We start from the raw sequence: 13,336 nt of genomic DNA on the forward strand, positions 1-13,336 counted from the left end.
AGGGTTTTGTGACCAATGAGTACAATTAGCTTTGCAACAGAATTAGAGCATATTTTACAAGGAGAAAATGTTCATGTAGACCTTCCTGTTTCTAAATTAGTCGAAAGGTCACTAATGAGAAATGAAGGAGTATTAACTTCAACTGGGGCATTAAGTGTGGCTACAGGTAAATATACAGGGCGTTCGCCTAAAGATAAATTCATCGTAAAAGAAGAGTCTGTCAAAGATAAAATTGACTGGGGTACGGTTAACCAGCCAATTGAAAAGGACGTATTTACTAAATTATATAATAAAGTAATGAGCTACTTAAAAGAGCAAGAAGAATTGTTTGTTTTCCGTGGTTTTGCAGGTGCAGATAAAAGTTACCGCCTACCTATTCAAGTGATTAATGAGTATGCTTGGCATAATCTTTTTGCAAAGCAATTATTCATTCGACCGACACAAGAAGAATTACAAGACCACGAAGCTGAATTTACGGTCATTTCAGCTCCAAACTTTAAGGCAGACCCTGAAATTGATGGAACTCGTTCTGAAACATTCATTATCGTTTCGTTCGAGGAAAGAGTCGTTTTAATTGGTGGTACGGAATATGCTGGCGAGATGAAAAAGTCAATTTTCTTAATTATGAACTACCTGTTACCAGAAAAAGATGTTCTTTCTATGCATTGTTCGGCTAATGCAGGTAAAGAAGGGGATGTAGCATTATTCTTTGGCCTTTCAGGTACAGGGAAAACAACATTATCAGCTGATCCAAATCGTCACCTAATCGGAGATGATGAGCACGGTTGGTCAAACAATGGCGTATTTAATGTTGAAGGCGGCTGCTATGCAAAGTGTGTGAACTTGTCATATGAAAAAGAGCCACAAATTTGGGATGCTATTCGTTTCGGAGCTGTTGTTGAAAATGTTGTCCTTGATGAAGCAACAGGTAATCCGGACTATGACGACACTTCACTTACGGAAAATACTCGTGTAGCTTACCCATTAGAGTCTATTCCTAATACATTAATACCGAGTATTGCTGGACATCCAAATACAATTATTTTCTTAACGGCTGATGCGTTTGGGGTGTTGCCTCCGATTAGTAAGCTAACAAAAGAGCAAGCAATGTACCATTTCTTATCAGGATACACTAGTAAACTAGCAGGGACTGAGCGTGGCGTTACAAAACCTGAAGCAACGTTCTCCACTTGCTTCGGTGCACCGTTCCTTCCTCTGCCTGCTAGACGTTATGCAGAAATGCTTGGGGAAAAGATTTCTCAGCACGATGCGCAAGTATTTTTAGTAAATACAGGTTGGTCAGGTGGCCCTTACGGAGTTGGTAAACGCATGAACCTAGGATACACTCGTGCAATGATCCAAGCTGCACTCCAAGGTGAGTTAAATTCTGCTGAATTCTCTGTCGACCCAATCTTCGGTTTAAATGTCCCGGTTCATTGCCCTGGTGTACCTGATGAGGTTCTTCAACCAAAATTAACTTGGGAAAATAGTGAAGAATACGATCAAAAAGCACAAGAGCTAGCAAATAAGTTCAAAGAAAACTTTGAGAAGTTCGAATCAGTCTCAGACGAAATTAAAAATGCTGGTCCACTAGTATAAAGAAAAAGTAAACCAACACGCAAGATAGGGACTATCTACCGGCTTGCGTGTTGGTTGAGCGGAATAATTACAGTTAAAATCGCATTGGATACTAAGTTCCAATGCGATTTTTAATGATATTCTCTTGTTTAACTTCAGTGAGCTATAATACAGCCTATCAATACATACGATCATTGGCACTTCATCCATTCCGTTAACTTCACAACAATGTCCCGATTGAACGGCTCAGGAAAATAGTGATTAAATTCCTCATAATACCACGTGTCTACCTTTTTTTCTGTACCTTTTAAATTAGCTTCTAGCTGATATGCATGTTCAATCGATACATGTTCATCTTGTTGTCCGTGAATAATTAATACAGGACATTGAATATGCTTAATGTCATTACGAGGCGTGCGCCAATCGTACCGTTCTGGATACTTTGTAGGTGTGCCTATCACCCGTTTCATCATGCGGCGTAAATCTATCCGCTCCTCATAAGTAAGCCTCATATTTGAGACACCGTTCCAGCAGACAACTGAACGAACTTCACTCACAGTTGCGGCTGTTAATAAGGCCATTACACCACCTCGTGAAAAACCAAATAAATGGATCTCACCTTTTTTTACAAGCGGATGGTTGTGTAAAACGAAATACGCATTGATAGCATCATTTCGGTCATTACCAGCGAAATCTTCTTGTCCTTCGCCACCCTTATTCCCTCGATAAAACGGAGCAAACACAACAAACCCTTCTGCTGAAAATTGAATAATTCTCGCAATTCGTGGCATACCGACATTTTTAATACCACCTCTCAAATATAAGAAACCAGGTAAGCTCTTATTGGTTTGAGGTTCTGTTAAATAGCCTTTCACTTTCAAACCGTCACTGATATATGTAACTAAATAAAGTTTTATCCGAGGATGAGGGGAAGGCAAGCGTTGTTTTTCGATCACTTCACCATCTTTCAATGTACACTCCCCCCTTTTTTATAACAGAAACGAAGATATCGATCTAACTCCCAGTTTTATCAGTCTAATTCAAGATATATCAGTCTAATTCAAGATATATCAGTCTAACTCCAGTTTTATCAGTCTAATTCAAGATATATCAGTCTAACTCCAGTTTTATCAGTCTAATTCAAGATATATCAGTCTAACTCAGGATTGATCAATCAATCAATCTGGGCTAAGCAGAGCATGGTTACTTTTTTCTTTGTACCAAACTAGACCATTTTTTACATATTGCATCGAGGGCTAGTTCGACTACTCTATCCTTCATAATAAAACTAAATCGATCATCCTCTTTAACATCATCAGGATAATGGCTCATTAAGACTGGGCCGTCGGTTTCAAAATAATGATTCTTTTGGATGATTTCATCAACGATGCCAAAATAAATATTTTTCACAAATTCACCACTCGGATCATACACTTTATATTGTCCTATATAATGAAGCTCCTTTACTGTTGCTCCTGCCTCTTCAAAAAGCTCACGCTTCGCAGCACCTTCTACCGCTTCGCCTATTTCTACCTTTCCACCCGGAAATTCAATTCCCCGCCTCGGATGCCGAATGAATAGCCATTGATGATTGTAATAGGCAATCACTAAAACATGTTTTGGTGATGATGAAAATGGCGCATTTCCAAGACTTAATTCAACGAGATATCCTTTTTCATCATAAAACATTATCACCTTACTCATTTAAATCTCCTCAGCCCCCAAAAATTTTACTACTCATCTTCAGAAGGTTTGATCGCAACGAAAGCCGTTACTAAAGCTCCAATACAAATAAGAGTATTAGTAAAAAATAAAATAAAATGAGAGGCTTTCATAAGTACCGCAAAAACAGGTGGTCCTAAAGCAACCCCAGTAAAGCGCATACTACTATATATTGAAGTGATCGTCCCTCTTTGTTCCTTTTTGATTCCTTCGGTTACGAGTGCATCTAAGCTTGGCAATACTATTCCCATCCCAATTCCACTCGCAAATAATGCAGTTAAGAGTACATAAATATCTTTTGAAAATGAGATAGAAAACACAGAAAGGGTTAGTAATCCCAAACCAACAACTGTCATCCATTTCATTTTAACTTTTTCTTCTCCGATTCCTTTACCTGTTGCATAAGAAGAAAGGCAAAGTGCAGCTAAAGGGATAGCTAAAATAATTCCTTTTTTTACACCATCAATACCATACTGCTCTTCAAGCATCGTCGATAAATAAAAAAGCACACCAAAAATGACAAACATACAAATACAGCCGATTAAAAAGATCGCATATAACCAGCGACCTTCATTATTAAATATTCTTTTAATGGAATAAAGAAAGTCTTTAAAGGCAAGTGGTTCTTCAGCCTTTTGCGGTGTCTTCACAAGAAATATCATCAATATGATTGATAAAAAACAAAAGACCGGAAATGCAAAAAATGGCATAAACCAAACCCAACTTGCGAGTAACGCTCCTAAAATCGGACTTAACACTTTACCAAATGTATTCGATGTTTCAATCACTCCTAGCCCTTCACTTACTTCGCTTTCTTGCCGAAACAAGTCACCAACCAAAGGCATTACAATCGGAGCAGCACCAGCTGCACCTAACCCTTGAAGTAATCGACCAAATATGATCATTGAATAGGGATGATCCATTTGCCATGAAACCATTCCGGAGATTAATCCCCCTATTCCAGCAATGATTAGACTAGGAATAATAATTTTTTTTCGTCCATAACGATCAGACAAATACCCAGCAATAGGTATGCAAATAATAGCAACAATTGAATAAACCGTAATAAACATACTAACTTGCAGTGCAGATATATTTAATTCCTTTTCAATTGCTGGTAAGACAGGAATTAACATGGAATTTCCAAGTGTCATAACTAAAGGTATGGAGGCTATGGAAACTAGTTCCCATGTCTTTTTCTCTTCCATCAAAATTCCTCCCAAAGTCCAATCAATAATTGTAGTATGAATCATCATACCTTTTCTATACACTGGTATATATGGGAGTTGAATTCCAATTTATTTTTATTTTTCAGTGTTTTCCTTCAAATGAAATTCCACGTTTTCGTCTGATTTTACTTGTTTATAAATATTTTCAACTACTTTTTGGACATTTTCACCACGGCTTGCTTTTCTCTTTTTAAATTCTTGAAGTAATGCTTCACCTGTTAAGCCTTCATCAACAATGCTTTCTAATATGACGTCAATGATATCATCTTTTCTTATCACCATTAAACCGTCCAGTAAGATACTGACTTTATCAGAAAGATGAGTTATTTTACGAATTTTTGTCACCATCGTTGCTGGATAGTTATTTTTACTTGTAATTACCGCTTCAATAATTAACTTTTGATTTTCTTTTTGGCTTTGTTCAAAAATTTCAATATGATTAGGCATAATTACTGCATCAATTAACCACTTTTTCGCGCTATCTTCCATATCAATAATAAGACCGTCTTCTAAGGGGATATCAACCTGACTTACTCCTTTTTCATGGGGTTGCAATACTCGAAGTGAAAATAATCGATAGGTCTTCACTACTATCGCCTCCAAATTTCATCTTTATCTTTGGCTCTTTTCTCAAAGATTGTTGCTTTTAGCTTTTGGACCGTAAGCCAAGCGGATGCTTGGCTCTTCACGCATAGCGTGAAGGTTTTGAAAAGGCTATTTTATTTTCAAAAAACGGTCCAAAAGCAACAAAGTTTACGAAAACAGCCTTATCTTTAATTAAAACATAAATTTAATTACGTTGCAGGTTTGCCTCTATTTTTTAAAACATATACATACATTTCGTCTCTTGCTAAAACGCAAAAGAGACTGACTTGTAAGGGCTAGTGTCAGTCTCAAACTCAAAAGATATTTTAAGAACTTTTTAATTGGTCGTATTTCTTTTCGTATTGTCGCTCTTTCACCCAAGCAATAAATTCGCGCTCTTTTTTCGTTAATTTTCTACCTAATTTTAAACTACATTCAGCAATTAGTTCGTTGTAAAGCTTATCAAAGGTCATAAATGATGACTCCTTTGTAAATAGATTTCATATTACTCCACTTATTTATATTAAACATCCTGCATACCAACTCCTGCAAATATATTAAATTTTTTAAAAATTTTTATTTTTAATTACGAATTAATTACTTATTCATATCCACTAGATCAAATGGAGACTGTTCGATTAATATAAGCTAGGTTAATTTATCATACCCACGTTTTATTCTGTTAAGCCCTTCCTGGACCGAGGCTCTAGAACATGCAAGGTTAATTCGTTCAAATGGCTCCCCTTCTTTACCGAAGACTATTCCGTTGCTTAAAGCTACTTTTGCTTCAGTAGTTAGCCATTTCTTTCTTTCTGCTGCTGTCATTCCAAGATCAGTACAATCCATCCACAAAAGGTATGTTCCTTCTGGATTAACAACTTTAATCTTTGGCATGTGTTCCTCGATGTATAACTTTACGAACTGTACATTTCCTTCTACATAATCAATTAACTCTTCAAGCCATTCTTCACCCATTGTATATGCAGCTTCCATTGCAACGGCACCAATTTGACTAAACATATTTAAGAATTCCTGACTTAGATGATTTTTGAATTGCCTTCGTAACGTTGGATTAAAGATAACGGTATAAGAAGTTTGTAGCCCTGCTAAATTAAATGTTTTACTTGGAGCCATACATGTTATTGTACGCTTCCTCATTTCTTCTGAAAGGGAGGCTATCGGAAGGTGCTTATGTCCTTTAAAGACAATATCACAATGAATTTCATCTGAAATCACTAATAAATCGTGCTCGACACAAATTTCAGCTAGCTCCTTCAACTCCTCTTCTGTCCACACTCTTCCGACCGGATTATGCGGACTACATAATAACATTATTTTCGTTTTATCATCGATGACTGATTTCAAATGTTCAAAGTCCATCTTATATTGCACACCGTCGAACACTAAAGGATTTTCAATTAATTCCCGATCGTGGTTTGAGACGACTTTAAAAAAAGGATAATACACTGGAGGTTGAATGATGACTTTATCCCCAGGCTCAGTAAATTGTTTAATGATTTGCGAAATAGCCGGGACCACTCCCGATGTATATACAATGTGCTCTGCATCTATTTCCAAATCAAACCTTCTCTGTAACCAAGATTGTACAGCGAAATCAACCGCTGCTGAACGAATAGGATAACCAAAAACTCCCTTGCTAACTTCTTGCTGGACTGCTTCTATAACTGCGGATGGTACTTGAAAATCCATATCTGCTACCCACATTGGCCATAAATTTTCTCCATTATAAAGCTCGTCTACGCCATCCCATTTCATAGAATTCGTACCTTTTCGATTTACCGCTTGATCAAAACGTGCAGACATTTCGCATTCCTCCTTTTTATTTGTTAAGAATTCATGAATAGTAAAAAATTATATGGTGAATTCATCCTATTAAATAAAATGATGGGAGTGAGTCCTCCTATTATGACAATATACTCATTACACATCTATCCAATCACCTTTATTGAAGGGAGGCATGTTGAATTGTTAAATGATTTGTATTCAACGGCTAGTGCTTTTCTCCTGAATTCGACAATCATTTTATTGTCCATTTGCCTATATCTATCCTTTTACATTGATAAAATTTATCAAATGCACGAGACAAAAAATCAATTAATTTTTAGTACAATTGCTTCGATCACGACAATCCTTTGTATGACTTTTCCCTTCCCGTTTATGGGACTGAATATTTCTTTGATTTACGCTTTGTTCCATTTTTACTTGCTGCTTTTACGGAGGACCGATCCCAGCTATATGAACAACAATATCCATGATTTCCTTCCGTTATCTTTTAGGAGGAGATGGATTTTATGTAACCCTCATCGTTCAGATCCTTTGCCTTATGGCTTTTCTTTTCATACATCCAAAAGTTAAAAAGGATACTTTTACTTTTCATTTTATCTTAAATTTATCCATTCTTTTTACATTTTTCCTTGGCTTATTAGTATTCTTTGTCGGAAATATCATTTTTACTTCACACCAAAATGATTTCAATATTCAACTCTACGCAAAGTTCGTCATTTTTCATGTTTGGAAGAAAATAATAGAAGGACAGAAATAAATTAACTCTGTCCCTCTAGATGCTGTTCATATACATATGTGACCGTTCCACCTTTATCAGCCTTCCCTACAAAAGCTTCACGGTCTTTTTGTTGAACCAATTGTGCGCGAAACACCATAAAGTCTTCTTTAGAAACGAGAACCTGTTGCTCCGTTCCATCCCGAAGTTTTTCCAATAATTCATTGGCTTGCTGCTCATTCATTAACCTCACCCTAACACTTACTTCTTCCTCTTTATCATACCTTATCTGTCCAAAAATGAAAAAGGATTATGATTATAGAGAATTCGTCATCGTATCAACAACTCATTTATCTTGCTTAGTTGCTCCTCACCAAGAATAAACGTAATCGCTAAAGACGTTGCTCTTCCCACCTCTACAATGGTAAGATCCCCTTTATATCGATCTATAATCTCAAAAACCTGGTCAAAATTTAATAGTTTACCTACAATGGTATCTGGAGGTCTAATTGGACCCAGACCTTCTGGACCATGAATTTCTGGATAATAAGCTGTAATCTCCCCAGAAAGCGGCCCCTTAGCTCCACCAATCAAAGGTATATCCTCTCTTCCTGCTAATTGTAGTAAATACAATAAACACTCTAACCCTTAAATGAAAGGTTAGAGTGTTCTGTTATTTAAGTATTTCGCTTTTTATCGTTCTATATCTAATTAATTCAGCAATCGTAATAATCTTTAAATTGTGTTTTTCAGCAAATAGTATTAAGTCTGGTACTCGTGCCATCGTACCATCTTCTTTAATAATTTCGCAAATGATACCTGAAGGATACGCACCACATAGTCGTGCTAAATCAACTGCTGCTTCAGTATGTCCTGGTCTTGCTAAAACACCATTATCTTTTGCAACCAAAGGAAAGATATGCCCTGGTCTTCTAAACTCATTAGCCTTCACAAGCGGATCAACTAAAGCTTTTATCGTGTCAGATCGCTCCAATGCAGAAATACCTGTCGTATTTGTTTCATGATCAATAGAGACTGTAAAAGCGGTTTGATTAACATCCGTATTATGTCTAACCATTGGCTCTAGCTCCAGTTCAACTGCCCGTTCTTTAGTAATCGGACAACAAACTAGTCCTTTGGCATGAGTGATCATAAAATTAATAATTTCAGTAGTTACTTTTTCTGATAAAGCCAATAAGTCACCTTCATTTTCTCTACCTTCATCATCTACAACTATTACCATACCACCATTCTTTAAATCCTCAAGTGCTTCTTCAATTGAATAAAACATAACTATTCTCCTTTTGGTTATAGTCCTCTTAGTAAACTCCATATTATCTAAAAGAAGTGATTGGTCATGGGTTACAAAAAGTTAATTCCGTACTTTCTCAATTTTTCTATATTTTCTTCCGAAAGATGCTGATCCGTTATTATCGTATCGATTTCATCGACAGAAGCAAATGATACTAACGAACTGTTCCCAAACTTTGTGTGATCTAATAAAGCAACTACTCGATTCGAAGCTTTCACCATTTCTTTTTTCAATTCGACTTCATATACATTAAAGTCTGTTAAACCGTTTTCAAAATCAAAGCCACTAGCTGAAGTAAACATGATGTCTATATTGATCTTGCCCAATACCCCTGCATCAATTGTACTTTCTAAAGCACTTGAACCCGTCCGCATAACTCCACCAATTAATATAACTGTAAATTCCGGAACATCTCTAAGCTCTAACGCTGTATAAATCCCATTTGTAACAATGGTTAATCTTTTCGGATCATTTTTTAGTCTCTTTGCTAATTCTAATGCTGTAGAGCTTGCATCTAACAAAATACACTGATTACTAGAAATTAATTTTTCCGCCTTACTACTAATATAGGACTTCTCCTCTTTATTTTTCTTTTCTCTAGTAGAAAAGCTATATTTACTTTGATCAAAATCTAATAAGACAGCTCCACCATGAGTTCTTTTTAACAACCCTTCTTGTTCCATATCGCTTAAATCGTTTCTTAAAGTAGCTTCTGAAACTTTTAATATTTGCGATAGTTCTTTGACAGTGATTCGTTGTTCCTTTTTTAAATAATCAAGTATCATATTTCTTCTTTCATGTACAAACATTTTTGACATAACATTCATCCTCATATTAATAGTTCTAAATCTATCTTATTTTATTATTGTTTTTTGTTCAACTAAAAAGTAAATAAAAGAAAAAAAAAACATATGAAAATATATTTAATACTATTCTACTTAAATTGCCATTAATACAAATGATTATTTTAAATTTTCGAAAATACTGATATTATACATTTAATAGCAAAATTCTACATAAAAACAATACTCTTGCCAAGGAGGAAGTTATGAAAAAGCTAATTAACAACCCCACTCATGTCGTAGATGAAATGATCGATGGTTATGTAAAAGCTCATCCTTCTTATATTAAGTTACTCGAAGAAAATAAACGTTCTCTAGTCACTGCACAAGAAACGAAAGAAAAAAAAGTCGGTGTGTTAATCGGCGGTGGTTCTGGTCATGAGCCTGCTTTTATGGGATATGTTGGTCACGGGATGGCCGACGGGGTAGCCGTTGGTAATATTTTTGCCTCTCCTCCTCCCGATCCAATCTTACAAGTAACGAAAGCGATCGATAAAGGTGCTGGTGTTCTCTATGTTTACGGGAATTATGCAGGAGATGTGATGAACTTCGGGATGGCAGCTGAACTTGCTGACTTAGAAGAAGGAATTCGTGTCGAAAGTATTGTCGTCAATGATGATGTCGCTTCTGCTCCAAAAGAAGAAATAGAAAAACGCCGCGGCATTGCGGGCGAGTTCTTCGTAACAAAAGCGGCTGGGGTTGCTGCAGATAAAGGATACGATCTAGACGAAGTCGTTCGCATTGCTCAAAAAGCAAATGACAATACTCGTACAATGGGTGTCGGTTTATCCCCGTGCTCTTTGCCTCAAACTGGTGAACCAAGCTTTCTTCTTGAAGAAAACGAAATGGAAATCGGTCTCGGACATCACGGTGAACCGGGAGTAGAAAAAGGAGAATTGCTACCTGCTAACGATGTAGCTGACCGCCTTCTCCAAGATATTTTAAACGATATGCCGATTGAAAAGGATGAAAAAGTGGCAGTGCTTGTCAACGGTTTAGGCTCTACGACTCGTCTTGAGTTATATATTATGTTTAGAAGAGTCGAAGAAATTCTAAATAAAAAGGGAATTCACATTCATCGCTCGTTTGTTGGAAACTACAGTACATCTTTAGAGATGGGCGGATGTTCGATTACCCTTATGAAACTAGATGATGAGTTAACAGAAGTCGTCGACTACCCTGCAGATTGCCCAATGTATGTTCAAAAGTAAGGAGGATGGTGTCATTATGATTAACGCTACGGAATGGAAAGAAATTTTATTAAACATAGCAGAAAAAATTGAAGAAGAAAAAGATTATTTATCGGAGCTCGACCGAAAAACAGGAGATGGTGACCACGGCGTAACGATGTCAATCGGCTGGCAAGCGATCCGTGAAAAAATTCAATCCGATTTACAAGATGTAAGCGATTGCGGCTTAATTGCTAAAGAAGTCGGTAAAACGTTTTTAAATGCCGTCGGTTCTTCGGTTGGTCCTCTTTATGCTACAGGTTTCTTACGAGGAAGCAAAATATTTGAAGGAAAAGAACAGTTAGACGGTTCTGATTTCATTCAATTTTGGATTACCTTCGGTGACGGCATACAGGATCGTGGGAAAGCTGAAGTCGGAGATAAAACCATGGTGGATACGTTTGCTCCACTAGTGGAAACATTAAAACAACACGAACAAGGCGACTTCTTACAAGTATTCAACAGCGCACTAGAAAAAGCCAAGCAAGGTATGGAATCGACGAAAGATTTAGTTTCCAAAAAAGGTCGTTCGAGTCGGTTAGGTGAACGTTCTAAAGGAAGTCTAGACCCTGGAGCTACCTCTGCTTATTTTATTTTAGAGACGTTTTATGGTTCAATCTTAAAATTACATAAGTAACTTCCATAGAAGAAATTACAGTTCTAAGTTATTAAAAAAGTAATTGTAATTAAGGAGAGGTTAATTGGATGATAACCTCTCCCTTTTCAAAACACCATTAGCTAATTCCTTTATTTATCTAATTTAATACTGGGCATATTGATTAATATTTTTTCTCTAAACGTGATAATTCTTGAAACGTTGTTTGAAATTTAGCATACAGTTGTTTATAAAGCGTATAATAATCTTCATATATTTTTACATTTTCCTGATTCGGCTTCATAACATCAACGACTTTGACTAATTTTTCACATGCAGATTCAATATCGTTATACAAACCAGCACCTACACCAGCTAATAATGCAACACCAAATGCTGGGCCATCAACATTTTCTAAAGTTACAACCTCCGCACCTATTACATCTGCTAGAATTTGTCTCCACACTTTGGACTTCGCTCCACCACCAATAACCCGAATTTGCTCAATTGGAATATTGAGTTCACGCATAATTTCAACCGAGTCTCTAAGCCCAAAGGCTACCCCTTCTAAAATAGAACGTGTCATCATAGCTTTCGTATGTCTTGTGGTTAAACCTATAAAACACCCTCTTGCATCTGGATCAGCGTACGGTGTTCTTTCTCCCATTAAATATGGCAAAAAGATTAAACCATTTGAACCGACGGAAGCATCATCAGCAGCAGCACACATTAATTCATATGCGTCCGTTTTTGTTTTTCTTCCAACTTCCTGCTCCTCTTGTCCGACATTGTTCATCCACCACCTCAAACTTTCAGCCGCTGATAGCATTACCCCCATCGTATGCCATTTATTATTTACTGCATGACAAAATGAGTGGAGTCTGTTTTCCTCATCTATTAAAAATTCTTCGCTAAAAGCAAATACAACCCCCGATGTTCCAAGTGACACAGACAGAATGCCTGGCTCTACGACCCCTGTTCCAACTGCACCTGCAGCCTGATCGCCGCCTCCACCAACTACTTGAAGATTATCTTTTAATCCAAACTTCTCTGATAATTCTTTTGTTAATCTCGTACTAGGAATTTGAGATTCAAATACAGGTGGCATCCAGTTTTCTGGTATATCTAATTGCTGTAACATCTCTTTTGACCAAGTTCTTTTGCTTACATCAAACAAAAGAGTTCCTGATGCATCCGATACTTCTGTAGCCAATTGACCTGTTAATTTATAACGAATATAGTCTTTCGGTAATAGTACGTATTTAATTTGCTCATATAAATGAGGTTCATGTTTTTTAACCCATAAGATTTTAGGTGCAGTAAAGCCTGTTAATGCTTTATTACCTACTCTTTGTTGTAAAACGTCTTTGTCAACATGATCTGTAATCCAATCACACTCTTCTGACGTTCTCTGATCACACCATAATATAGCTGGGCGCAAAACTTCCATATCTTTATTTAAAAATACGGACCCATGCATTTGTCCTGATAACCCAATGCCAGCTAGTTTTTGTGGATTAATATGGTTCAACACTTTCTCAAACGTTTTGATAGTTGCTGTCCACCACGTATCTGGATTTTGTTCGGCCCACCCCGGAAATGGATGAGATAATTCGTAACTTTCTGTTTCGCTTGCTACCATTTGTCCTCTTTCATCAATCAAGATCGTTTTAACCGAAGAAGTTCCGATATCTATTCCCATAAGATAATTCATGATAATTCC

At 36.7% G+C, this 13,336-nt stretch carries 12 protein-coding genes and 2 pseudogenes; 3 read left to right on the forward strand and 11 right to left on the reverse strand.

Annotation, left to right across the window (positions count from 1 at the left end; genetic code table 11):
* Positions 1–15: 15 nt before the first annotated feature.
* A complete protein-coding gene (gene pckA / locus J0N78_RS15100; RefSeq protein ID WP_209123947.1) occupies positions 16–1,599 on the forward strand; it encodes a phosphoenolpyruvate carboxykinase (ATP) in 1,584 nt (527 codons plus the stop codon).
* A 170-nt stretch (positions 1,600–1,769) separates the two neighbouring features.
* Here pckA and J0N78_RS15105 read toward each other — a convergent pair whose 3' ends face one another.
* The 10 genes and pseudogenes from J0N78_RS15105 to J0N78_RS15150 all read right to left on the reverse strand — a co-directional run bounded on the left by J0N78_RS15105 (position 1,770) and on the right by J0N78_RS15150 (position 9,765).
* Positions 1,770–2,549 (reverse strand): alpha/beta hydrolase family protein, encoded by a 780-nt coding sequence (locus J0N78_RS15105; RefSeq protein WP_209123948.1) that lies wholly within the window; start codon positions 2,547–2,549, stop codon positions 1,770–1,772.
* Positions 2,550–2,781: 232 nt separating this feature from the next.
* Positions 2,782–3,282 (reverse strand): RNA deprotection pyrophosphohydrolase, encoded by a 501-nt coding sequence (ytkD, locus tag J0N78_RS15110; protein ID WP_209123949.1) that lies wholly within the window; start codon positions 3,280–3,282, stop codon positions 2,782–2,784.
* A gap of 29 nt (positions 3,283–3,311) precedes the next feature.
* Positions 3,312–4,508 carry a bacillibactin exporter BcbE gene (bcbE, locus tag J0N78_RS15115; protein ID WP_209123950.1) on the reverse strand — a complete coding sequence of 399 codons (1,197 nt, stop codon included), beginning with the start codon at positions 4,506–4,508 and terminating at the stop codon, positions 3,312–3,314.
* A gap of 96 nt (positions 4,509–4,604) precedes the next feature.
* Complete coding sequence (locus tag J0N78_RS15120) at positions 4,605–5,117, reverse strand: YwpF-like family protein (RefSeq protein WP_209123951.1); 513 nt, start codon at positions 5,115–5,117, stop codon at positions 4,605–4,607.
* Between the two features lie 323 nt (positions 5,118–5,440).
* A complete protein-coding gene (locus J0N78_RS15125) occupies positions 5,441–5,587 on the reverse strand; it encodes a hypothetical protein (protein WP_209123952.1) in 147 nt (48 codons plus the stop codon).
* A 175-nt stretch (positions 5,588–5,762) separates the two neighbouring features.
* Positions 5,763–6,938 carry a MalY/PatB family protein gene (locus J0N78_RS15130; protein ID WP_209123953.1) on the reverse strand — a complete coding sequence of 392 codons (1,176 nt, stop codon included), beginning with the start codon at positions 6,936–6,938 and terminating at the stop codon, positions 5,763–5,765.
* A 740-nt stretch (positions 6,939–7,678) separates the two neighbouring features.
* Positions 7,679–7,879: a hypothetical protein gene (locus tag J0N78_RS15135; protein ID WP_209123954.1), complete on the reverse strand. Its 201-nt coding sequence runs from the start codon at positions 7,877–7,879 to the stop codon at positions 7,679–7,681.
* A 101-nt stretch (positions 7,880–7,980) separates the two neighbouring features.
* Positions 7,981–8,265 (reverse strand): annotated as a pseudogene (locus tag J0N78_RS15140) (nucleoside hydrolase); the annotation flags it as partial.
* A gap of 46 nt (positions 8,266–8,311) precedes the next feature.
* A pseudogene (gene ribB / locus J0N78_RS15145) lies at positions 8,312–8,926 on the reverse strand (3,4-dihydroxy-2-butanone-4-phosphate synthase); the annotation flags it as partial.
* 71 nt (positions 8,927–8,997) lie between these two features.
* Positions 8,998–9,765, reverse strand: a complete 768-nt coding sequence (locus J0N78_RS15150; RefSeq protein WP_209123957.1) for a DeoR/GlpR family DNA-binding transcription regulator — start codon at positions 9,763–9,765, stop codon at positions 8,998–9,000.
* A 230-nt stretch (positions 9,766–9,995) separates the two neighbouring features.
* Between J0N78_RS15150 and J0N78_RS15155 the strand changes: the two genes are divergently transcribed.
* Positions 9,996–11,000: a dihydroxyacetone kinase subunit DhaK gene (locus tag J0N78_RS15155; protein ID WP_209123958.1), complete on the forward strand. Its 1,005-nt coding sequence runs from the start codon at positions 9,996–9,998 to the stop codon at positions 10,998–11,000.
* A gap of 16 nt (positions 11,001–11,016) precedes the next feature.
* Positions 11,017–11,655 (forward strand): dihydroxyacetone kinase subunit DhaL, encoded by a 639-nt coding sequence (gene dhaL / locus J0N78_RS15160; protein WP_209123959.1) that lies wholly within the window; start codon positions 11,017–11,019, stop codon positions 11,653–11,655.
* Between the two features lie 142 nt (positions 11,656–11,797).
* Here the strand turns inward: dhaL and xylB are convergent, their stop codons facing one another.
* A complete protein-coding gene (xylB, locus tag J0N78_RS15165) occupies positions 11,798–13,327 on the reverse strand; it encodes a xylulokinase (protein ID WP_209123960.1) in 1,530 nt (509 codons plus the stop codon).
* Positions 13,328–13,336: the final 9 nt, after the last annotated feature.

Source organism: Alkalihalobacillus sp. BA299 (assembly GCF_017745675.1).
Taxonomy (GTDB): domain Bacteria; phylum Bacillota; class Bacilli; order Bacillales; family Bacillaceae_F; genus Alkalihalobacterium.

Bases quoted from the DNA above. Each gene is read 5' to 3' on its own strand.
- dhaL (WP_209123959.1), top strand. From the start codon at position 11,017: ATGATTAACGCTACGGAATGGAAAGAAATTTTATTAAACATAGCAGAA.
- J0N78_RS15130 (WP_209123953.1), bottom strand. From the start codon at position 6,938: ATGTCTGCACGTTTTGATCAAGCGGTAAATCGAAAAGGTACGAATTCT.
- pckA (WP_209123947.1), top strand. From the start codon at position 16: ATGAGTACAATTAGCTTTGCAACAGAATTAGAGCATATTTTACAAGGA.
- ytkD (WP_209123949.1), bottom strand. From the start codon at position 3,282: ATGAGTAAGGTGATAATGTTTTATGATGAAAAAGGATATCTCGTTGAA.
- J0N78_RS15125 (WP_209123952.1), bottom strand. From the start codon at position 5,587: ATGACCTTTGATAAGCTTTACAACGAACTAATTGCTGAATGTAGTTTA.
- J0N78_RS15150 (WP_209123957.1), bottom strand. From the start codon at position 9,765: ATGTCAAAAATGTTTGTACATGAAAGAAGAAATATGATACTTGATTAT.
- J0N78_RS15155 (WP_209123958.1), top strand. From the start codon at position 9,996: ATGAAAAAGCTAATTAACAACCCCACTCATGTCGTAGATGAAATGATC.
- bcbE (WP_209123950.1), bottom strand. From the start codon at position 4,508: ATGGAAGAGAAAAAGACATGGGAACTAGTTTCCATAGCCTCCATACCT.
- xylB (WP_209123960.1), bottom strand. From the start codon at position 13,327: ATGAATTATCTTATGGGAATAGATATCGGAACTTCTTCGGTTAAAACG.
- J0N78_RS15135 (WP_209123954.1), bottom strand. From the start codon at position 7,879: ATGAATGAGCAGCAAGCCAATGAATTATTGGAAAAACTTCGGGATGGA.